The 21,409-nt window shown below is 44.9% G+C and carries 19 protein-coding genes; 7 read left to right on the top strand and 12 right to left on the bottom strand.

Features of this window, described 5'->3' with window-relative positions; translation table 11 throughout:
• The first annotated feature begins 4 nt into the window (after positions 1-4).
• Positions 5-709 carry a fatty acid desaturase gene (locus AAA943_RS20130; RefSeq protein WP_338226172.1) on the top strand — a complete coding sequence of 235 codons (705 nt, stop codon included), beginning with the start codon at positions 5-7 and terminating at the stop codon, positions 707-709.
• Between the two features lie 81 nt (positions 710-790).
• Entirely contained in the window at positions 791-3,193 is a 2,403-nt protein-coding gene (locus tag AAA943_RS20125) for a TonB-dependent receptor (RefSeq protein ID WP_338226171.1), read from the top strand.
• 5 nt (positions 3,194-3,198) lie between these two features.
• Here the strand turns inward: AAA943_RS20125 and AAA943_RS20120 are convergent, their stop codons facing one another.
• From AAA943_RS20120 to polA, 7 genes are all read right to left on the bottom strand, one after another.
• On the bottom strand, positions 3,199-3,951 hold the full coding sequence (locus AAA943_RS20120) for a spheroidene monooxygenase (RefSeq protein WP_338226170.1): 753 nt from the start codon (positions 3,949-3,951) through the stop codon (positions 3,199-3,201).
• Positions 3,952-4,109: 158 nt separating this feature from the next.
• The gene (locus AAA943_RS20115) at positions 4,110-4,556 is read right to left on the bottom strand and encodes an outer membrane insertion C- signal (protein WP_338226169.1); all 447 of its coding nucleotides are present in this window, start codon (positions 4,554-4,556) and stop codon (positions 4,110-4,112) included.
• A gap of 76 nt (positions 4,557-4,632) precedes the next feature.
• The gene (locus tag AAA943_RS20110) at positions 4,633-6,087 is read right to left on the bottom strand and encodes a pyridoxal phosphate-dependent decarboxylase family protein (RefSeq protein ID WP_338226168.1); all 1,455 of its coding nucleotides are present in this window, start codon (positions 6,085-6,087) and stop codon (positions 4,633-4,635) included.
• A 5-nt stretch (positions 6,088-6,092) separates the two neighbouring features.
• Complete coding sequence (locus tag AAA943_RS20105) at positions 6,093-7,832, bottom strand: arylsulfatase (protein WP_338226167.1); 1,740 nt, start codon at positions 7,830-7,832, stop codon at positions 6,093-6,095.
• Between the two features lie 10 nt (positions 7,833-7,842).
• Positions 7,843-8,211, bottom strand: coding sequence for a DMT family protein (locus tag AAA943_RS20100; protein ID WP_338226166.1), 369 nt, complete (start codon positions 8,209-8,211; stop codon positions 7,843-7,845).
• A 51-nt stretch (positions 8,212-8,262) separates the two neighbouring features.
• A complete protein-coding gene (radA, locus tag AAA943_RS20095; RefSeq protein ID WP_338226165.1) occupies positions 8,263-9,636 on the bottom strand; it encodes a DNA repair protein RadA in 1,374 nt (457 codons plus the stop codon).
• 187 nt (positions 9,637-9,823) lie between these two features.
• Positions 9,824-12,652 carry a DNA polymerase I gene (gene polA, locus AAA943_RS20090; RefSeq protein WP_338226164.1) on the bottom strand — a complete coding sequence of 943 codons (2,829 nt, stop codon included), beginning with the start codon at positions 12,650-12,652 and terminating at the stop codon, positions 9,824-9,826.
• A gap of 141 nt (positions 12,653-12,793) precedes the next feature.
• Here polA and AAA943_RS20085 point away from each other — a divergent pair, with 141 nt between their 5' ends.
• Positions 12,794-13,087 (top strand): hypothetical protein, encoded by a 294-nt coding sequence (locus AAA943_RS20085; protein ID WP_338226163.1) that lies wholly within the window; start codon positions 12,794-12,796, stop codon positions 13,085-13,087.
• 44 nt (positions 13,088-13,131) lie between these two features.
• Here AAA943_RS20085 and AAA943_RS20080 read toward each other — a convergent pair whose 3' ends face one another.
• A complete protein-coding gene (locus AAA943_RS20080) occupies positions 13,132-13,572 on the bottom strand; it encodes a hypothetical protein (RefSeq protein ID WP_338226162.1) in 441 nt (146 codons plus the stop codon).
• Positions 13,573-13,646: 74 nt separating this feature from the next.
• Here AAA943_RS20080 and AAA943_RS20075 point away from each other — a divergent pair, with 74 nt between their 5' ends.
• Positions 13,647-15,326, top strand: a complete 1,680-nt coding sequence (locus tag AAA943_RS20075) for an amidase (RefSeq protein WP_338226161.1) — start codon at positions 13,647-13,649, stop codon at positions 15,324-15,326.
• 23 nt (positions 15,327-15,349) lie between these two features.
• Here the strand turns inward: AAA943_RS20075 and AAA943_RS20070 are convergent, their stop codons facing one another.
• Complete coding sequence (locus AAA943_RS20070; RefSeq protein WP_338226160.1) at positions 15,350-15,907, bottom strand: helix-turn-helix domain-containing protein; 558 nt, start codon at positions 15,905-15,907, stop codon at positions 15,350-15,352.
• The gene (gpmI, locus tag AAA943_RS20065) at positions 15,904-17,430 is read right to left on the bottom strand and encodes a 2,3-bisphosphoglycerate-independent phosphoglycerate mutase (RefSeq protein WP_338226158.1); all 1,527 of its coding nucleotides are present in this window, start codon (positions 17,428-17,430) and stop codon (positions 15,904-15,906) included. Before gpmI ends, AAA943_RS20070 begins: the two co-directional genes overlap by 4 nt.
• A 136-nt stretch (positions 17,431-17,566) precedes the next feature.
• On the opposite strand from gpmI, the gene AAA943_RS20060 reads away from it, so the two are divergent.
• The 3 genes from AAA943_RS20060 to AAA943_RS20050 all read left to right on the top strand — a co-directional run bounded on the left by AAA943_RS20060 (position 17,567) and on the right by AAA943_RS20050 (position 19,352).
• Positions 17,567-17,962: a DUF4783 domain-containing protein gene (locus AAA943_RS20060; protein WP_338226157.1), complete on the top strand. Its 396-nt coding sequence runs from the start codon at positions 17,567-17,569 to the stop codon at positions 17,960-17,962.
• Positions 17,963-18,002: 40 nt separating this feature from the next.
• Complete coding sequence (gene nadC / locus AAA943_RS20055) at positions 18,003-18,860, top strand: carboxylating nicotinate-nucleotide diphosphorylase (protein WP_338226156.1); 858 nt, start codon at positions 18,003-18,005, stop codon at positions 18,858-18,860.
• 81 nt (positions 18,861-18,941) lie between these two features.
• Positions 18,942-19,352: an META domain-containing protein gene (locus AAA943_RS20050; protein WP_338226155.1), complete on the top strand. Its 411-nt coding sequence runs from the start codon at positions 18,942-18,944 to the stop codon at positions 19,350-19,352.
• 1 nt (position 19,353) lies between these two features.
• Here the strand turns inward: AAA943_RS20050 and corA are convergent, their stop codons facing one another.
• Entirely contained in the window at positions 19,354-20,460 is a 1,107-nt protein-coding gene (gene corA, locus AAA943_RS20045) for a magnesium/cobalt transporter CorA (protein ID WP_338226154.1), read from the bottom strand.
• 3 nt (positions 20,461-20,463) lie between these two features.
• Positions 20,464-21,405 carry a tRNA epoxyqueuosine(34) reductase QueG gene (gene queG, locus AAA943_RS20040; protein ID WP_338226153.1) on the bottom strand — a complete coding sequence of 314 codons (942 nt, stop codon included), beginning with the start codon at positions 21,403-21,405 and terminating at the stop codon, positions 20,464-20,466.
• Positions 21,406-21,409: the final 4 nt, after the last annotated feature.

Here is a 21,409-nt window from a genome sequence, read left to right as displayed (position 1 = left end):
TGCCATGAATACCGCTAAAAGTACCCAAATCATCGATCCCAAAGGTCTTTTGATTGGATGGACGATTATTGGCTTGTGGTTGATTTCCGTGATTCTTTTGCTTGGCTGGGACTTTACTTGGACCAATCCTCTCACCTACATCGGCATTTTGATCCAAACTCACCTATACACCGGTCTCTTCATTACCGCTCATGATGCCATGCACGGAATAGTATCTTCCAACAAAAGATGGAATCACTTCACCGGATGGATTGCTGCTATTTTGTTTTCCTATAATTTCTATTGGAAGCTTTTCCCAAAGCATCATGAGCACCACCGCTATGTCGCTACGGACCAAGACCCGGATTATCATCCTTCGGGTAATTTTTTCATTTGGTACCTGAGCTTTATAAGACAATATGTGACTATCTGGCAGATTCTACTCATGGCCATTACCTTCAATATTTTGAAGCTTTTTCTCCCTACTGAAAACCTGATCGTATTCTGGATGCTTCCTGCCATCCTTTCTACCCTTCAGCTATTCTATTTTGGAACCTACCTGCCCCACATGGGAGAATGTGAAAACCAGCACCACTCACGTTCTCAATCCAAAAATCACCTTTGGGCTTTTGTCAGCTGTTACTTCTTTGGTTATCACTTTGAGCATCACGACTCACCGGGGACTCCTTGGTGGAGGCTCTGGAGAGTAAAGGAGCAACAAACAACCTGATTCTGTCAATTTTTGACGAAAAATCAGAAATAAGAAAACTTTTTCTGTGAATTCAACTTGTAGGAATAAACCAACTATCCGATGAAATACTTGTATTCTCTTTTCCTATTCAGTATCGTATCCTTTCAGGCAATTTCTCAGGGTACGATTCGGGGAAAAATCACCAATCCGGTCAACAACCAACCCGTTGCCTTTGCCAATGTACTGGTCTTGGAAACTGATCTTGGGGCTATTACTGATGAAAATGGGAATTATGAAATCACTGATGTACCTCCGGGCTTATACAATGTCCGTGCAAGTTTTGTAGGGTATAAGACCTCCACCCAATTCGAAATCCAAGTGACCCTGGCCCGGGCTGTTCAGCTGGACTTTTCCTTGGAGGAAGACGCCTCTGAGCTCTCTGAAGTAGTGGTGGCCAGTGAGTTTACGCGCTCAGATGAGACCCCAATTTCGGTGCGAAAAATCAACTCCAACGAAATCGAACGCTATCCCGGAGGAAACCGGGACATCTCTCGGGTCATTCAGGCTTTACCGGGGGTGGCAAGTACTCCAAGCTTTAGAAATGATATCATCATCAGAGGGGGCGCACCCAATGAGAACAAGTTTTTCGTAGATGAAATAGAAATCCCCGTGATCAATCACTTTGCTACCCAAGGCTCCTCCGGAGGTCCTACCGGTATTCTGAATGTGAATCTGATCAAAAGTGTGGACGTCATCACCGGAGGTTTCCCCGCTGACCGGATGAACAGCCTGAGCTCCTTCTTCGAGTTTCAACTGAAAGAAGGAAGAAATGACAAAATGTTTACCCAACTCACCTTGGGTGCCAGTGAATTTACTTTTTCCAATGAAGGTCCTATCGGAAAAAACACCACCTACCTCATCTCAGCAAGGAGGTCCTACCTTCAGTTTCTCTTTTCCGCTTTAGGCCTTCCCTTTTTGCCTACTTTCAATGATTTCCAAGTGAAAACCACCACCAAAATCAATGAAAAAACCGAGCTGACGTTTATCGGGGTGGGCGCGATCGATGATTCTGTACTCAATTTCGATGTTCCGGATGATGAAACCGAAGACGAAAAGGACGCCAGACTTTATCTTTTGGATAATCTGCCCTACACTTCCCAATGGAACTATGCCACGGGCCTGAAATTGAAAAAATTTAGAGACAACGGTTTCTGGACTTTTATCCTGAGCCGAAACATGCTCAATAACCGGTCATACAAGTACTTTGAAAACAACGAGAGCAATCCGGACAACCTGATCTACGATTACACTTCTCAGGAAAGCGAAAACAAATTCAGAGCAGAAAATTCAATATTCAAAAAGACCTTTACCCTAAAGTATGGGGTGAATTATGAGTATTCCCGCTTCCTGGTAGATACCTATGACGAGTTTACCTTCGCCAGTCAGGGAATCATTCTCAATGTGAATGACAAAACCAATTTTAACTCCTATGGAGCTTTTATTTCGGCAAGCAAAAACTTCAATCAGGAGCGTCTGCTAGTCACAGGCGGTGTCCGTGTGGATGGAAGTGACTTCGGACAAACGGCCCAAAACCCGCTTAATCAGCTTAGCCCGAGGGTTTCTATTTCCTATCAGCTGAAGCCAAATCTCTACCTCACGGCCAATTCAGGCATCTATTATCAAAAACCACCTTACACTGCACTCGGCTTCCGAAACAATGAAGGAGACTTGGTCAATCAGGAAAATGATATCCGATTCATCCGATCGACTCATTTTATTACAGGTATCGAGCGGGTGATTCCTGAGAAAAACAGGAGATTCTCCATAGAAGGATTTTACAAACTGTATGAAAATTATCCTTCTTCAATTGCAAACGGAATCTCTCTGGCTAACCTAGGTGCAGACTTTGGGGTCATTGGCAATGAGCCCGTGCTTTCGGATTCCCGTGGGAGGGCTTATGGACTGGAGTTTCTTGCTCAGCAGCGGTTGTTTAAAGGATTCTATGGTATCGCTGCGGTAACTTTGGTTAGAAGCGAATTTACCAATCCGAACACGGAGGGTTTTGTTCCATCAGCCTGGGACAACGGAATCATTGTCAGCATGACTGCCGGAAAACGCTTCCAGAAAAACTGGGAACTGGGAGCAAGATGGAGATACCTTGGCGGCTTGCCCTATACCCCAATTGATGTAGCTACTTCTTCCCAAATCCCTATTTACGACAGCAGGCCTCAAGGCGTGCTGGATTTCAATCAGATCAACACCCTGCGACTGGAAGGCTTCCATCAATTGGACTTGCGCGTAGACAAAAAATACTTCTACGAAAAGTGGAACCTCAACTGGTACATTGACATCCAAAACCTGTACAATTTTGAAGCCGAACAGCCCCCACTTTTAGTACCCAATCGGGATGCGAATGGAAGGCCCATCGTAGACCCAAACAATCCGGGTAGCTATCAGACCCGTTTGGTAGCGAATACAGCCGGCCGAATTCTACCTACCGTGGGAATTATTGTGGAATTTTAACGTGTTCAATAAACGGAGAAAACAGGAGGTATTTTCTGGGAAAGGTAAGGAGCCAAAGCATCTTTACCTCCCCAAGTACCTTCGGAGTGCCAAGGAAAAAATCGGGTAAACATTTGTTCTTTGAAACCATTAAGCCGGTAGACTTCCCGAACTGCCTCCCCATGAAAAGACTTCCGGGCAAATGCCTCCATCTCCTCCACACTTTCCCAGACTGTAAACGTAGCCTGCTCCACCAAGGGAAGTTCACCAATCCCCTGAGAGAAAACCAATCCTTTGTAATCTTTTTGCTCCAGACTGATCGGGCTCACCATTTTCCAGAAGCGGTATAAAAATTCAGGCTTTAATGAAGCTCGGGTAAGGCTGCAAATCAGTCCTGAAGTGCCCTTTTCTTCGCTTATTTGCCAGGAATCGAAACTGCTCCAAGAACCTCTGGAAGAGGTCGGGGTCATAAATATGCAGTAGTTTTCTTCTGATTTTTCCAAAAATTCTCCGAATTCCTCTCTGGATCTGAAATCCATGGCTGCTTTGGCATTTTCGAAGACCATAAAAAAGCCCGAGGCCTCCCATTTAGGCCATGCCCTATACCCATGGCCGCTGCCGATTCCCAAGGGTTTTATAAACTGCAAACCCGGAAAATAAGGGGTGAACAATCGGGAATGAAACATCCGGTAGGCTCCCCAGGTTTTGGAAATCGCTCCTTTAAAACTGAAGAGTTGCAAAACTGCACATTGCCCGGAAGGAATTAAAAAAGGGTCCATGGTTCGCCAGATTTTGATACCATGGAAACCCTCCGGTTTCGACTTGGTTTTCTCAGATTATGATTATCTCCTGAAGTGTAGAATTTGTGCCTTGAACTGAAAAAAATGACCTATAAAAAAAGCTACCCAAAAGTAGCTTTCTATAACTGAATAAGGAATTAATTGAACCTCCATCGGATATTTAATCCAAATCCTCCTGCATCAAACGTCGTTTCTTCTACCAAAATAAAATAGGGTCTCCAATCCAACCCTATAGTTATGGGAACATCTGCGAAGGGATATTCCAATCCGATCTCCCCGGCTGCTCCAAATCTGAAATCATCAGCAAGAAAAAGAGAGGGACCAAAGCCCGCATACCACATGAAATCTGAGGAAGAAATATTATCATAAATAGGGTTCCATAGAGCATCTATTCCCACACCTCCGTTGCCAAAGCTTACATCGGCATGAATTCGGCTAAACTCACCTAAGGCAAATACTCCGTCTAAGGCTACATTATTCCCATTGACATTTCCGAATCGGAGACCTAATTCTTGAGCTTGAAGCTCAACAGTTGAAATAAGGGCAAGCCCAACTACAAGTAGTACTAGTTTGATCTTTTTCATATTTGTTTTAAAAGTTTAAACCTTCATCAGCGAAAATTACGCCAACTGATCGGAGAATTTTGAATTTTGGCTTAAACTAAATCTCAGATCCAAGCCTCAAAACTTCTCTAATCAACAAATCTATATCCTCCATTCGGGTTCGTTGATTGACATTGGCTACACGCAAGGTGTATTTTCCATTTAAAATGGTGCTGCTTGGAGAAGCAATGCCTTCCTCCTGCATGCGAAGAAGGATTTCTCGATTAAGTTCTCTAAGCTGATTCTCAGAAAGACCTGGCTTTACCATTCGAAAACAAGTAATGCTCATGGAAACAGGAGCCATTAATTCTAGATTGGGATGGCATTCTACCAAACTCGCCAAATATTCCGCCTGCCGATTATTCTGGGCAATCATTTGAGCGTATTTCTCCCGGCCATGCTCTTTGAGTGACATCCAGATTTTTAGGGCTTTGAACCCTCTAGACAATTCAAAACCATAATTATTGATCGAATCCAAACCTCCGGAAAGACCTCGGGACTCCTGAAGCAAGTAATTCGGGGTGATGGCAAAGGCTTCCCGATGCTTTTTGGCATCCCGAATCAGCGTACAACCCACTTCATAGGGTACATATAGCCACTTATGCAGGTCAAAAGCCAAGGAATCAGCCTCTTCAATTGCCTTTAAACGCTCAGAATAAACAGGATCTAATTTGGCCAAAGCCCCATAGGCTCCATCCACATGAAACCACAAACCATATTTTCTGGAAATGGCCAACAATTCCTCCATCGGATCGATAGCTCCGGTATTCACAGTGCCGGAGGTGCCGACTACAGCAAAAGGAAGCAATCCCTCTTGAATATCTTGATGGATTTGCTGTTCCAGTTCGTCGGCATTCATTTCATATTTGGCATTCACTCCGATTTTTCTGACCGAATCCGTCCCCAAGCCAATGATTTCAGCTGCTTTCTGAATGCAGGAATGGGTTTCCACCGAACAATACAGCACCAACTGTGCTGAAGCGGCTTTCAATCCTTTTTTTCGAATCTGCTCTTCTCCAAATGAATTACGGGCTACGGTCAATGCAGTGATATTGGCCATTGACCCGCCGCTAACCAGAATTCCTGAAGCCTCCGCAGGGAAATTCATCATTTCCTTACACCAATTCACGACTTGGCGATCCACATACATCGCTGAATGTTCTCCAATTGTAGTATTTGGATTCATACCTGAGGCTAAAAGATCAGCCAAGACCCCCATGGGCGTGCCCGTCCCCTGAATCCAGGCAAAAAATCGGGGATGTACATTGCCTTTATTGTATTGGAAAATATACTTTTTGAACTCCTCGTAAACCTCCTGAGGATTTTGTCCTTTTTCAGGAATCGGTTGATCTAAAAATTCCTTGACCTCATCGGGCATAGGTTTCCAGATTTTCTGATCTCGAATAGACTGCCAATAATCAAAGAGATCATCAATTATCTGATGGCCTAAGGCTCTCATTTGATCCCAGTTTTCCGGATCAAGTGTGAGGTCTTTTTGGGGTGTATTATTCATGGTATTCATTTATTCTTTGGCAAAAGACGGATACTAAATATATCTCCCAATCCCTCTGATGGGATCTTTTTTGCCGAGAGGATTAATTTTTCCTTGCCTTCTGCAAGTTGGATCTGACCCAAAAGAATTCTATTCCAGGTTTGCTCTGGAGCTTCTTTTCGGGGGACTCGATCAGGACTTGGGATTGGAATGGATTCAAGGCCTTGATCCAAAGTCTGAGTCAAGTTGGTTGAAGAAGTCGAAAGGTTCAATTCAGCACCTAGCTGATTGGGAGCTGCTGAATACTCCAACCAAACCTCAAATTCTCCCGAATCGATCACATTCAATGGCCAAACAACACTGTCCGATTCATTTTTCCAGTTAGTCACCCAATCTTGGGCCCATCCATGTCCCTCAAAGAATTTTAAATCCCCCTTGAGTTCTGCTTCATAGGTAGGAAGGGCAATTTCTGGTGCCAAATCACTGATAGGAATCTGTCGATCCATTTCTATTTCTTCAGTCACCTCTTGCCACCATTCCCGGTATTCTTTCTCCAAAGAGCTAACTAATTCCAACTTACCCGGTGCCAAATTCACCAACTGCTTGGGATCATTTTTTAAATCATAAAGTTCGGAGCGATTGGGAAAAAGAGTCAAAAGCAAGGAATCCTTCCGTATGGCACCCGGCCTATCTTTTAGTTCTTTATCCAGCTGGGCTACATGAGAAAAAATACTTCGATACGGTATTTCTCCTCCTTTAAAAAGTGGAACCAAAGAAACCCCATCCCATGGTTTTCCTTCTTTTTTCTCCAAACCAAAAAGATCCGTCAAAGTCGGCATCACATCGATATGAGCGGCAGCAGTAGAAATCTCCTGAGGCTGAATTTCACCTTTCCACCTCCAAAAACTCGGCACCCGAACTCCCCCTTCATGAACAGACCCTTTCACACCCTTCATTTCTGCATTGAACCGCTGCCCATTGGGACCATTGTCGGTAAGGAAAATCACCAAGGTATTTTCATCCAAATCCAGTTCTTTCAAGAGATTCATGATCCGACCCACATTCCAATCTATATTTTCCACCATCCCATAGATCGCTGCCAATTCATCACTCAAGCCGGAAATTTTGTACGGATCAAAATATTCATCCGGTACTTGGTGAGGGCTATGGGGAGTATTCAGAGGCAAGTAGGCAAAGAAGGGCTGGTCTTTATTTTTGCGGATAAAATCCAAGGCTTCCTCTGTTAACACATCCGGTAAATAGCCTTCAAAGACCATTTCCTCCCTGTTTTTCTCCAAATGGGTATCAAAATAATTGGACCAATGCCCTGCAGAAAACCCGGTAAACTCCTCAAAGCCCTGAGCCAAAGGATGATGGGGATAATGCTGCCCATTGTGCCACTTGCCAAAGATTCCGGTTCGATAGCCATTGTCACGAAAAAGCTCAGCCAAAGTATATTCCTCAGCATCCATCGTTTCCAAACCCTTAGAAACCGACACGACGCCTGTACGCAAATGATATCGACCTGTCAATAAACTTGCGCGCGTAGGAGCACAGAGCGGACTGACGTAAAATCGGTCAAAACGGGCTGACTCCGCTGCCAAGCGATCCAAATTGGGAGTTTTGACTACCTCATTCCCATGGACTCCAAGATCACCATATCCCTGATCATCCGTCAAAATCAAGACAATATTCGGAGGAATTGCTTTTTCTTCTTTACAGGCAGAAAAAACCAACAAGGCAATCAGTAAAATTGAAAATCGCATGAGCTTTTGGCTACTTTTTGAAAATAAAATAGACAGCCAAAATAAGAAAAATAGCTCCGATGAGGTGATTTAGCCTTAAGGTTTCATTTTTAAAAGCGATCAGGGTAAAAATCATAAATACCACCAGCGTGATCACTTCCTGAAGCACCTTCAGCTGTACGAGCGAAAAAGGTCCTCCATTACCAGCAAACCCGATTTTATTGGCAGGCACCTGAAAGCAATATTCAAAAAGTGCAATTCCCCAACTGATCATAATCACCGAGACCAGCCCGAGTTTGCTAAACCATTTCCACTCGGCAAACTTCAAATGACCATACCAAGCCAAGGTCATAAAGGTGTTGGAAAGGACAAGGAGTCCGATGGTGAGGAGAGCTTTCATAAAATTGAAAATTTAATCCTCTAAAAATACATTGGATTAAAGTTCAAATTTTTAAAATATCAACTGATACATCTCCTCCAGCTTGCTCACCTGGAGGATTTGTATTTTAAACTTATTCAGGTCTAAGCCTTTGACGGCGTATTTGGAAACTACGATCTTTTTAAAGCCTAATTTTTCTGCTTCAGCGATGCGGTTTTCGATTCGGGATACGGCACGAATCTCCCCTCCCAAACCGACTTCTCCGGCGAAGCAAATCTGCTCCGATACAGGCGTATCCTCATAGCTGGAAATCAACGAGGCGCAAACTGCCAAATCCAATCCTGGATCATCCACTCTCAGCCCACCTGCTACATTCAAAAACACATCCTGCTGCCCCAAGCGCATCCCTCCACGCTTTTCCAAAACAGCCAAAAGCATATTCAATCGCTTGGCATCGTGACCGGTACTGCTTCGCTGTGGAGTACCATAAGTGGCGGGACTAACTAAGGATTGGATCTCAATCAATAGCGGGCGATTCCCTTCCATCATTGCACCAATAGCCACGCCGTTTAGAACCTCTTCCCGCTGGGTCAGGAGAATTTCGGATGGATTGGCCACAGACCTCAATCCTTCGGCCCGCATTTCATAGATCCCCAATTCATGAGTAGAGCCAAATCGGTTTTTAGAGGTGCGAAGAATCCGGTAAGTCAGGTGTCGGTCTCCTTCAAACTGCAATACCGTATCCACCATGTGTTCTAGGACTTTGGGTCCAGCGATGGAACCATCTTTGGTGATGTGACCGATCAGGAAGACAGGCGTACCGGTCTCCTTGGCAAACTTCATCAGCTCGGCTGTACACTCTCTGACTTGAGAGACCGAACCAGCGGCGGATTCCACATATTGACTATTCAGTGTCTGAATGGAGTCAATGATCAAAAAGTCAGGTTTTAAGATTTCGATCTGCTGAAAAATCTGCTGGGTATTGGTCTCTGAAAGGACGTAGCAATCCGGATTTTTGGCAGCCATACGGTCTGCTCGCATCTTGATTTGGGCTTCGCTTTCCTCGCCTGAGACATACAGTACTTTTTTCCCTTTTAGCGTCAAGGCAATCTGTAGCATGAGCGTGGATTTCCCGATTCCGGGTTCGCCCCCGATCAAAACCAATGAACCCGAAACAATCCCTCCCCCAAGCACGCGGTCCAGTTCCGGGTCGGAAGTGATCCAGCGGGGTTGTTCTTCGTAGTTGACCTCGGCGATTTTCTTGGGGACACTGGCTTTTTTGAGTCCGGAGCCTTGCGGTTTCCAACTCCCTTTCCCGCTTTCTTCCTTTTGGAGGATTTCTTCCACATAAGTGTTCCATTCCCCGCAAGCAGGGCATTTTCCAAGCCACTTGGGACTTTGCGCACCGCAGTTTTGACAGAAAAAAGTGGTTTTGACTTTAGCCATATGGAGGTACGAATTACGATTTTTGATTTACGACACTCTTGAAATATTTGCCTTTATCCTTGATTTTAGGACCTTACTTAAGTTTTTTTTTTTAACGTCAAGTTTTGTCTGAAAAATCAGTATCAACTACCCTTAGGCTCACCCCTTTCCCAAATCTTGCATCTTGTGTATAAAATCTTACCAATACTCAATGCGCCTGCAGCCAGTCTGTCCCTACACCCACTTCCACTTCGATAGGCACAGGGAGCTTGATGGCATTGGACATCAATCCGGGAATATGCTTTTTGAGCAAGTCCACCTCGTCTTTGTGCGCATCAAAGACCAATTCATCGTGTACTTGAAGGATCATTTTAGATTTCAGTTTCTCCTTCTTCATCCAGTCATGCACATGGATCATGGCCACTTTGATCAAATCCGCTGCAGAGCCCTGAAGCGGGGCATTGATGGCGTTGCGCTCGGCAAAGCCGCGCATAGTCATATTTCGGCTGTTGATGTCACGGAGGTAGCGGCGGCGACCGAGGATGGTTTCCACATATTCATGCTTTCGGGCTTTCTCGATAGCACCGTCCATGTATTCTTTCACTGCAGGAAACTCAGTGAAGTAGGCATCGATGATCTCCTTGGCTTCTCCTCTCGGGATGGAAAGTCGCTGCGCCAAACCAAAAGCCGAAATCCCGTAAATAATCCCAAAATTGGCTGTCTTGGCTTTTCTTCTCATATCCGAGGTCACTTCTTCCAAAGGCACTTTGAAGATCTTGGCGGCTGTAGTGGCATGGATATCCCGACCGTTTCGGAAAGCCTCAAGCATGGACTCATCCTGAGAAAAAGCCGCCATCAGACGCAATTCAATCTGAGAATAATCCGCCGACAGCAAGACATGATTTTCGTCTCGAGGCACAAAAGCCTTCCGGATTTCCCGACCTCTGGAAGTTCGGATCGGAATATTTTGGAGGTTGGGATTGATGGAAGAAAGTCGGCCTGTCGCTGCCACAAACTGATTATAAGTCGTATGAATCCTTCCGGTTTTGGAATTGATCATGGTCGGCAAAGCATCCACATAGGTGGATTTGAGCTTGACCATTTGCCGGAAGTCCAAAATCGCCTGCGCGATTTCATGCTCGTCGGCCAGCTTGCTCAGGATCTCCTCACCCGTGGCATATTGGCCTGTTTTGGTCTTTTTGGCTTTGGGATCGAGCTTGAGCTTTTCAAAAAGTACTTCACCCAGTTGCTTTGGCGAAGCAAGGTTAAATCTCACCCCAGCCAACTCATACACCCGCTTCTCAATTTCTTTGCTCTCCTCATCCAAGGCCACTGAAAGCTCCGCCAAGCTCTCTGTATCAATTCGTACTCCTTCAAACTCCATGTCGGTCAAGACCCGAATCAGCGGATTTTCGACTTCATCAAAGAGCTTTTTCAGACCATTGGATTGGATGATCGGGTCGAGTTTTCCTTTCAGTCTCAAGGTAATATCTGCATCTTCCGCAGCATAGGCAGTGACTTCATCCTCATCCACATCCCGCATATTGCCTTGATTTTTCCCTTTTTTCCCGATCAACTCGGTAATGGAAACCGGTCTGTAGTTTAGGTATTGCTGGGCTAGCCAGTCCATGCCGTGCTTGCCTTCCGGCTCGATCAGGTAGTGGGCCAGCATGGTGTCATACAGCGTGCCTCTGACTTCGACCCCATAGTTTTTCAGCACCAGCATATCGTATTTGATATTCTGTCCGATTTTTAGAATTTCTTCATTTTCCAAAATAGGACGCAGTTGCTCAAGGATAGCCTGGGTTTCTTTTTGGTCTGCAGGTACTGGAATATAAAAAGCCTCTCCCTCGAAGTATGCAAAGGAAAGCCCTACCAACTCAGCCTTCATCGCATCGAGATCGGTCGTTTCCGTATCAAAGCATATTTCTTTTTGCAATAGCAGAAACTCCACCAACTCTTCTATGGCTTCTTTTCCTTTGATTTTATGGTAGCGATGAGCATTGGAATGAATCGTTTCCAGCATTTGGGGTGCTGATGGGACAGCTTGCTCTACTTCATCTCCTTCAGACGGGGTAGCAGGACTGACTGCTGCAGCGGTACTGAAAAGGTCCATTTGTGCCGGAGCAGCAATCCCTGCTTTTTTGGAGCCAGCATCTTTAAAAATCCTGCTCGCAAGTGTTCTAAACTCCAATTCAGAAAAAATAGCTCTGAGCTTTTCCTCATCGAATCCATCATATCGAAGGTCTTCGTCGTCGAAATCGATGGGAACATCTATTTTGATCGTAGCCAGTTCTTTGGATAAAAGGCCCTGCTGGGCAAAATTTTCCACGTTTTCTTTTTGCTTGCCTTTTAGCTTGTCCACATTGGCAATCAATCCCTCCACGGAGCCGTATTCTTTCAGGAGCTTGACGGCGGTTTTTTCGCCGATGCCCGGGATTCCTGGAATATTGTCGACTGCATCACCCATCAGCCCAAGGATATCCCGAACTTGGTCTACATTTTCGATATCCCATTTGGCACAGACTTGCTTTGGCCCCATGACATCGACTCCATTGCCCATAAAGGCCGGCTTGTAGAGAAAAATATGATCATCCACAATCTGACCATAGTCTTTATCCGGGGTCATCATATAGACTGTGAAATTTTCTCTTTTGGCTTTTTTGGCCAGTGTGCCAATGATATCATCCGCTTCAAATCCATCCATTTCCAAAACGGGAATTTTGAAGGCCTTTACTATTTCTTTGACCCAAGGAATGGAGACGGTAATATCCTCTGGTTGCTCCTGTCGATTGGCTTTGTAGGCTTCAAATTGGGTATGTCGAAAAGTAGGGGCAGAGGTATCAAAAGCTACGGCTATGTGACTCGGCTTTTCTTTTTCCAAAACTTCCAGAAGGGTATTGGTAAATCCGAGCATTACACCGGTATTGAGCCCTTTGGAGTTGATTCTTGGGTTTTTGCTGAAGGCAAAATGCGCCCGGTAAATCAGGGCCATCGCATCCAGAAGAAAAAGTTTATGAGGTTGATTTTGAGACATGGGGGAGAATTGTAACTTATTTGAACCTCCAAGTTACAAATTTCAAAAACGGGAGAGTCCTTTTTTCCCTCAGTAAAGAGTATATATTGGATTCAATTTTTAAAATCTCTAAATTTCAACTAAACCTAAACTTCTTTTTCTATGAAAAAACTACTCACCATCCTGGTTTTGATTGCTTCCATGGGACTTCTCGAAGCCGCACCAATCAAAAAACCCAAAAAAGACCTTACTGAAGAACAGCTTCAGTATTTGGAAAAAATGGAAGCCCGAATTGATGAAATTAAAGCTATGGATTTTAAAGCCATGAGCAAAGCCGAAGTAAAAGCAGTAAAACAAGAACTCAAAGAGATGAAAAAAGAGGCCGAAGGAAAGGGAATTTATCTTTCCATTGGAGCCATCATTATCATTATTCTCCTTTTGATTTTACTTCTTTAATTTGAAAAACCCTAAAAGCAAAAGGCACATCTGGTGCTTTTTGCTTATTTTTTTTCTTGCTCCAGAAGATAATTTTTAACCTGAAGGCTCCGCAGGAATATCAAAATCAAAGGAATCAACCAGAGCAATTCATTGAAAACCAGATGGAAAATAGTCCGCTTATTCCAGCCTAGGTCAGGAATAAAGCCCAAGGAAAACCAAATGGCTGTAATTATTTTCCCTGTAATCCCCGCCAAAATCAGCCATACCCAACTGATCGGGTAAAACGCAGACACAAATAAAATCAGCCCAATCAGCAAGCCAAAAGTCCCAAAATAATTGAAAGGGGGGAATTGGGTAAGCTCTGCATCCATCGCCAACCATCTCAAAAGAGTCTCGCCATACCACTTATAAAATGCCGACCAGCATACCGTGTAGATGCCCGCCAAAAGGAGCAATCCTCGGAAATGCATCGGGAAAACTGGAAAGGGTGAATTTTGCTCCATGAGTGGTTTGATTTTTCTGCTCTAATTAAACACCTTGGCGGTTGTCTAGTTTGGACTGAACACAAAACTATCCAATGAAAACAAAAAACCACACAACCCAACCTGCATTTATCATTTTGGGTGCCCTTAGCTTTTTGGCTTTGGGATTTACCTTGGGAAAAAAAGCCGGGGAAATCACTCCGGCTGCCATTGATGCCGCTGCCGACTTGATTGGGCTTTCTTTTTCACCGGAGGAAAAAGACAGCATGCTTACCAATCTGAATAATCAGCGGAATAATTTGGAGACCCTTCGCAAAACCAAACTGGACAATTCAGTCTCTCCCTCCCTGATTTTTAATCCATTGCCAAAGGGTTTCATCCCCTCTCAAGACCAAAGAGAATACGATTGGGGTCTTCCGGACCAAGTAGAGCTACCAGGGGCAGACCACGACATCGCTTTCCTTCCTGTGAGTCATCTTTCGGTATTGATCAAAACCAAAAAAATAACATCCGAACGACTTACCAGAATCTATCTAGACCGGATCAAAACCTATTCCGATACCCTTCAATGCCTGATCACCTTGATGGAGGGCACGGCTTTGGAAAGAGCCAAAGAAATGGACCGGGAATTAGCAGCTGGAACCTACCGGGGACCTCTTCACGGCATACCCTATGGCATCAAAGATCTTTTAGCTGTAAAAGGAACTAAAACAACTTGGGGCGCTATGCCCTACAAAGATCAGGTCATCAATGAGACCGCTACGGTTGTCCAGAAATTGGATGAGGCCGGGGGAGTCTTGGTGAGCAAATTTACCTTGGGAGCTTTGGCCATGGGAGACATATGGTATGGAGGTGTGACCAAAAATCCATGGAATCTAGCACAGGGCTCCAGCGGCTCCTCGGCAGGTTCAGCCTCTGCCGTGAGTGCGGGATTGGTCCCTTTTGCAATTGGGACAGAAACCCTCGGGTCAATCGTATCTCCCTCCACCCGAAACGGAGTCACCGGACTCAGACCGACCTACGGCAGAGTCAGTAAGCACGGAGCCATGGCCCTGAGCTGGTCTATGGACAAAATCGGCCCCATCTCCCGATCTACTTTGGATAATGCCATCGTCCTTTCCATCATCAATGGTGCAGACCCAGGGGATCCTTCGACGATTGAAGCCGCTTTCAATTATTCTTCGAAAAAAGACGTAAAAAAACTCAAAGTAGGCTATTTCCAGCCTTTCTTTGAAGGCGATCGGCCAGGACAGGAAAACGACCGTCAGGTTTTGGAAGAATTGAAAAAGCTTGGGATTGAACTTCATCCCTTAGAACTCAAAACGGCCATCGATCCTGCGCCGATCGTCAGTATGCTGATGGTGGAAGGAGCAGCGGCTTTTGACGAACTCACCCGCCTGAATCTGGATGATCAGCTGGTCGCACAGCGAAGAAACGCATGGCCCAACCTTTTCCGTGCCACCCGGTTCATTCCTGCGGTGGAATACGTACAGATGAGTCGGCAGCGTAGCCTTTTGATTCAGGAAATGCACGAACTAATGAAGGACTTTGACGTGATCGTCACGCCTTCTTTTGCCGGACAGCAGCTGCAGATTACCAATCTGACAGGTCATCCGGCTTTGTGCCTTCCCAATGGATTCAATACAAGTGGAAGCCCCACCTCAATCACTTTGCTAGCCAATCTTTTTGAGGAAGAAAAATTGATCATGTTGGGTAGATTGATCCAGGAAAATACAGACTGGCAGGCAAAAAGGCCTCCTTTGTTTGATCGCTAAAAAGGGAACTCAGGAGTAGGGCCTTATCGGACTACTCCTGAGATTTTGATGTTGGTTGGCTTCATGAAGACCACTTTCTGTGTGGTCTCAATGGTGTAGTGATCGAGTTTTTGGGTGACCTGATTGAGGTAAAACTCCCCTGAAGTTGCAGTGGAAAAAAACAAGTTTTCATTTTTCATCTTAAAGGTGATGGAAGAAGGATAGTCTTTGTTGTATTTGATTTTGATTTCTTTGACATTTCCTTTTTCATCAGGCAAAAGCGCATGAATCAGGTATTCGAAATAGGCATTGGTGGAGTAGGAAAGGGCTAGGGATGGTTTATTGATATCCGCCTCATAGAAAGCCTGGAATTCTTCCTTCCATTCTTGACTGGAAAGTGTAACCTCAGCTGATTTTTCATTTCCATTGATTCGGGAGACTTTTGAAACAGATACTCCATCCAATTTGGCTACTTCCAAATCCATAAATCCTTTGAGGTCAAAATACGGAAGCTTCTCCATCTTGACTTCTTTTCTTGCCGAATCGCAGGCAAGACACCCGACTATCAAGAGGATAATTAAATGCGCAAATTTTACTTTCATGCTTCAATGAGGATTTCCCCAGTCATTTCGGAAGGGATATCCAGCCCCATTAGTCTGAGGATCGTAGGAGCCAAATCTCCCAATTTTCCGTCTTTGACTGGAAATTGTTGATTTTTGTCTACCAATATAAAGGGAACCAAATTGGTCGTATGGGCAGTATTGGGAGAGCCATCCTCATTGATCATCATGTCTGAGTTGCCATGATCCGCGATGACCAATACGGTGTAATCATTTTCCAAAGCAGTGGTGATTACCCGCTTGGAGCATTCGTCCACGGCCTCGCAGGCTTTGACGGCAGCGTCAAAATCTCCGGTATGGCCCACCATGTCAGCATTGGCAAAGTTGAGACAAATAAAGTCTGCTTTTTTCTTCTTGAGTTCAGGTGAAATTTTGGACGCAATCTCAAAAGCACTCATTTCCGGCTTGAGATCATAAGTTGCCACTTTGGGAGAAGGGCAAAGTATTCTGCTTTCTCCTTCAAACTCTGTCTCCCTGCCTCCTGAGAAAAAGAAGGTCACATGAGGATATTTCTCAGTCTCAGCGATTCGGATCTGGGTTTTCCCAGCCTGAGCCAATACTTGGCCTAGGGTATTGTTCAAGTTGTCCTTTTCAAACAAAACCTTTACACCCTTGAATGTATCGTCGTAATTGGTAAAGGTGATGTAGTCCAGGTTGAGTTTTTTCATGTGATAATCCTCAAAGTCCTTTTGGGTGAGAACTTGAGTGATCTCCCGACCTCGGTCTGTGCGGAAGTTGAAACATATCACCAAATCTCCATCTTGAATAGTAGCAAGAGGCTTGTTTTCATTTCCCACAGCGATAATTGGGCGAATAAACTCATCTGTGACGTTATTGTCATAAGACTTTCGAATCGCTGCCAGAATATCTTTTGATTTTTCGCCCTCGCCATGTACCAAAGCATCATAGGCAAGCTTTACACGCTCCCAACGATTGTCCCGGTCCATCGCGTAGTACCTGCCTACTACAGAGGCTATTTGTCCGACAGAATTCTTCAAGTGATCCTGAAGATCAGACAAGTAGCGTACTCCTCCTTTGGGATCGGTATCCCTTCCGTCGGTGAATGCATGGATAAATACTTGCTCCAATCCATTGGCTTTTGCCGCGTCACATAACCCTTTCAGGTGATCGATATGGGCATGGACACCTCCATCTGATACTAGTCCGATGAAGTGAACTTTTTTATTTCCCTCTTTAGCTTTCGCGAATGCGGAGACCAAAACAGGATGTTCATCCAGTTCTTTGTTTTTGACTGCCTGATTGATTTTTACCAGATCCTGGTAGACCACCCGACCGGCACCGATATTCATGTGACCGACTTCTGAGTTGCCCATTTGCCCTTCCGGAAGTCCCACAGCCAGGCCGGAGGCCTCCAGCGTGGAGTGAGGATATTTCTCATAGAGGCTATCTACAAAAGGGGTCTTTGCTTTGTCAATCGCAGAGACCGCAGGATTGGTTGCCAATCCCCAGCCGTCCAAAATCATCAATAAAACTTTCCTGTCCATGGCGCAAATATATTACTTTTCACTCCAAAGTAGCCCAAGAGATTGTTTTTGACAAAGATTGACTTGATCTCTTTCTTAGCCAAACAAATGAATTTCAACCTGATTTTTTTGGCTTGGATTTTGCCCAATTGGGTCGATGCTCATCGTGAAAATCCTTTTTTTCTTTTTCCTAGTCATTTCTCCTTTTTCAGAAGAGAAGGAAACAGTACCTTCCATAGACCCTATCATCTCTGCTTTGGAAAGTGGATCCAGCAATGACCTAGCCCGGTTTTTTGAAAACAGCATCACTTTGAATATCAACGGGCAGCAGGGTGACTATTCCAGAAACCAAGCTGAATTGGTGCTAAAAGACTTTTTCAAAAAAAACCCTTCCCAAGGCTTTAGCATTTTGTATCAAAAAGAATCTCCCGGAAGTATCAGTACCTACATTGGTGAATATACCAGTAGCACAAGCATTTATCGGGTTTTTATAAAAGTATCCGATTCCAACAACAGCTTTAGAATTTACAGTCTCGATTTTGTAAAAAACTGACTACCTCAAGCGAACGGATAGTTTTGACTATTTTTGAGGGATGAAACCACCCTATCTAACCCCGGAAGCCCTCCAATCCTTTATTACAGCAGCTTTGCAAGAGGATATTGGCCCCGGGGATTATTCTTCCTTAGCCGCTATCCCTGATGGGAAAAAAGGACAAGCCAGACTTCTGGTCAAGGAGCGGGGAATACTCGCAGGGGTGGAACTGGCCACTCACATTTTCCAAGCCGTAGATCCGGAACTCCGGGTGGAGCTCTTGAAAAAAGATGGAGACGAGGTGCAAAGTGGTGACCTGGGGTTGCTCGTTTCTGGACCCTCAGGTTCCATTCTTTCTGCTGAGCGCTTGGTATTGAACTGCATGCAGCGCATGAGTGCCATCGCTACCAAGACCCATCGGCTCACCCAGCTGATCTCCCACACTAAAGCACGCCTCATGGATACCCGAAAAACTACCCCCAATTTCCGCCTAATGGAAAAGTGGGCCGTATTGATCGGAGGAGGAGTGAATCACCGCTTTGCCCTGTACGATATGATAATGCTGAAGGATAATCACATAGATTTTGCCGGAGGAATACGACCGGCAATAGAGCGAACAAAAAACTATCTGGATGACCATCAGCTAAATCTCAAAATCGAGGTGGAAACCAGAAATCTGGAAGAGGTGGACCAAGTCCTGGCGGTAGGCGGAGTGGATTTCATTATGCTGGACAACATGGACCCCGACACCATGAAGGAAGCCGTGAAGCGGATCAATGGAAGAATGGGCACGGAAGCTTCAGGAGGAATCACCGAATCCAATTTGGTGGAAGTAGCCGAATGCGGTGTGGATTACATTTCCATGGGTGCCCTTACGCATTCGGTAAGTAGCCTGGATATCAGCTTGAAAGCTTTTTAGGTCCAATATTTGAACGCCGAAAAAGAAACCTATTCAGGATTAATCAGCTTATACTATAGAAATCAAACCAACTAAACAACCATGAGTACAAGATCATTGTTTTTTGTTTTAATGTCCTTTCTTGCTTTTTCTTCCTGCAAATCTTCCATGCCGGATGCCAGCTGGACAAATAAGCAATGGACTGTAGTGGAAATGTTGGGCGTGCCGGTACAAACTTCCAATTCCCCTCAGGATGCCCATTTATATTATAATGCTTCCGACAAAACAGTAACTGGAAATGGTAGCTGCAATCGCATTTTTGGTCCTTACGAATTGGAAAAAAAGAACAGAATTTCCTTCGGAAATTTGGGCGTTACGATGATGGCTTGCCAAAATCAGGCTTTCGAAAACAAATTTCTCGAAACGCTCAAGTCAGTAGAACGCTATCAGGTCACCGGCGGACAATTATGGCTGAAAGACAGCAAAAAACGAGTCATCCTCAAGCTTCAATAAGCTAAAGCCATTTTTTGGAGCGAAAGTAAAAAAGCATCCCCAAGGCCGCAAAGCCCATCCCTCCCAGGACGTAGAAATACCCGTTTTTGAATTGCAGCTCCGGCATATTTTCGAAATTCATCCCATATACACCTGCTACAAAGCTGAGGGGAATGAAGATGGTAGATATGATGGTCAGGACCTTCATCACGTTGTTCATTCGGTTGGACAGACTGTTCATGTACAGGTCCAATACACCGGAAGACATATCACGAAAAACCTCCATGGTCTCAATGACCTGAATGGTATTTTCATACAAATCCCGAATAAATGGCCGCACTTCGGCAGAAATCCTGTGTTCCGCATACTTGTCAAAAGACCCAATTACCTCCCGGAGTGGATATACCGAACGCCTGAGGTCCATCATCTCTCTGCGTTGCAGGTAGAGGGTTTGTAAGGTCTCATTTCCAGGGTCCAGCATGGCTTGAGATTCGAGATTTTCGATTCTAAGGCCGATGTTTTCCATCACCGTGAAATAATTATCGATCACTGCATCCAAAAGAGCATAGAGCAAATAGTCGGTGCCCCGATGCCGAATAGCCCGCTTGGGATCTTGTAGTCTATCCCGTACAAATTGAAAGACATCTCCTTCTTTTTCCTGAAAAGTGATCAAAACCTCCTTTTCCATCAGGAAACTTACCTGCTCTTCGTGAATAGGTGATTCCGGGCTGGGACATTGGATCATTTTTAGTGTTGCAAAAAGATATTCCTGAAACACCTCCATTTTGGGACGCTGATCCACATCCAGAATATCTTCCAGGGTGAGTTTGTGAATGCCAAAAAGCTGACCTATTTCTTCCAAAAGGGAAATATCATGCAAGCCTACGACATCTATCCAAACTACTTTCTTTTTATGCTCCAGATGCTTTCGAAGTTGGTCCAGAGTGACCCGCTCCTGAAAAAAAACCAATTCATCATACCCAATCAGATTGATAAAGACCTCCTCCTGTTTTTTGTCTCCGGTGAAGACCAAGGCTGCAGGAGGTAGGCCTACTTTATGAGCCGGTCTTTTCTTATGCTGAGTTTTAAATAACTTCTGAAATTGCTTTAATGGAGACTTTTGAAGCATGACTTAGGAGTTGTTTACCCCTATAAAATCGATATTTCTTTTCAATCCGGCAAATTTGGTCCGCTTGACGGCGGATTTGGAAAATACCCGTTTGAAGGTTTCTTCAGTCATTTCGACCCATTCCTTATTGGAAAAATTAGCCAATTCCTCACTGGGTCGAAAAGCCGGTTCGTGATGAGGTTTGGAAAAGCGATTCCAAGGACATACATCCTGACAGATATCGCAGCCAAATACCCAATTTTCCATCTTTCCGGAAAATTCATCAGGAATAGCTTCTTTGAGTTCGATAGTCAAATAGGAGATACACTTCGAAGCATCAATCACCTCAGGCTGCACGATCGCATCGGTTGGGCAGGCGTCGATGCAGGCGGTGCAAGTGCCGCAGTAGTCTTTAGCCAAAGGCGTATCGGGAGTTGCCTCCAAATCGAGGATCAGTTCGGCCAAAAAGAAATAACTGCCCATCTGCCGATTGAGAAGCAAGCTGTTTTTCCCAATCCATCCCAATCCGGCCCGTTGCGCCCACTGCCGCTCCATCACCGGTGCCGAGTCTACAAACGATCGCCCGTTGATTTCGCCGATTTCTTCCCGCAGCACTTCCAAAAACTCGGTGAGCTTAGCCCGAATCACGTGATGGTAATCAGCTCCATAAGCGTATTTGGCCAGTTTGAGGTCTTCAGGCTGATGAGGAAGCTGCTTTTCCGGATAGTAGTTATAGATCAGGGAAACCACTGTTTTGGCATCTTCGACCAGTTTGGTAGGATCGAGACGCTTGTCAAAATGATTGGCCAAGTAGGCCATTTTCCCTTGATAGTTTCGATTCAGCCAATCCTCCAATCTGGGAGCTTCTGACTCCAAAAACTCCGCCTTGGCAATCCCGCAAAAGTCAAAACCCAATCGCTTGGCAGTGGATTTGAGGATTTGGGCGTGTTTTTCGGCGGGGGTCATAGGA

Origin of the sequence: Algoriphagus confluentis, assembly GCF_036245625.1 — a bacterium.
GTDB classification, from domain to species: domain Bacteria; phylum Bacteroidota; class Bacteroidia; order Cytophagales; family Cyclobacteriaceae; genus Algoriphagus; species Algoriphagus confluentis.
This window is presented reverse-complemented; position numbering and strand designations above follow the sequence as displayed.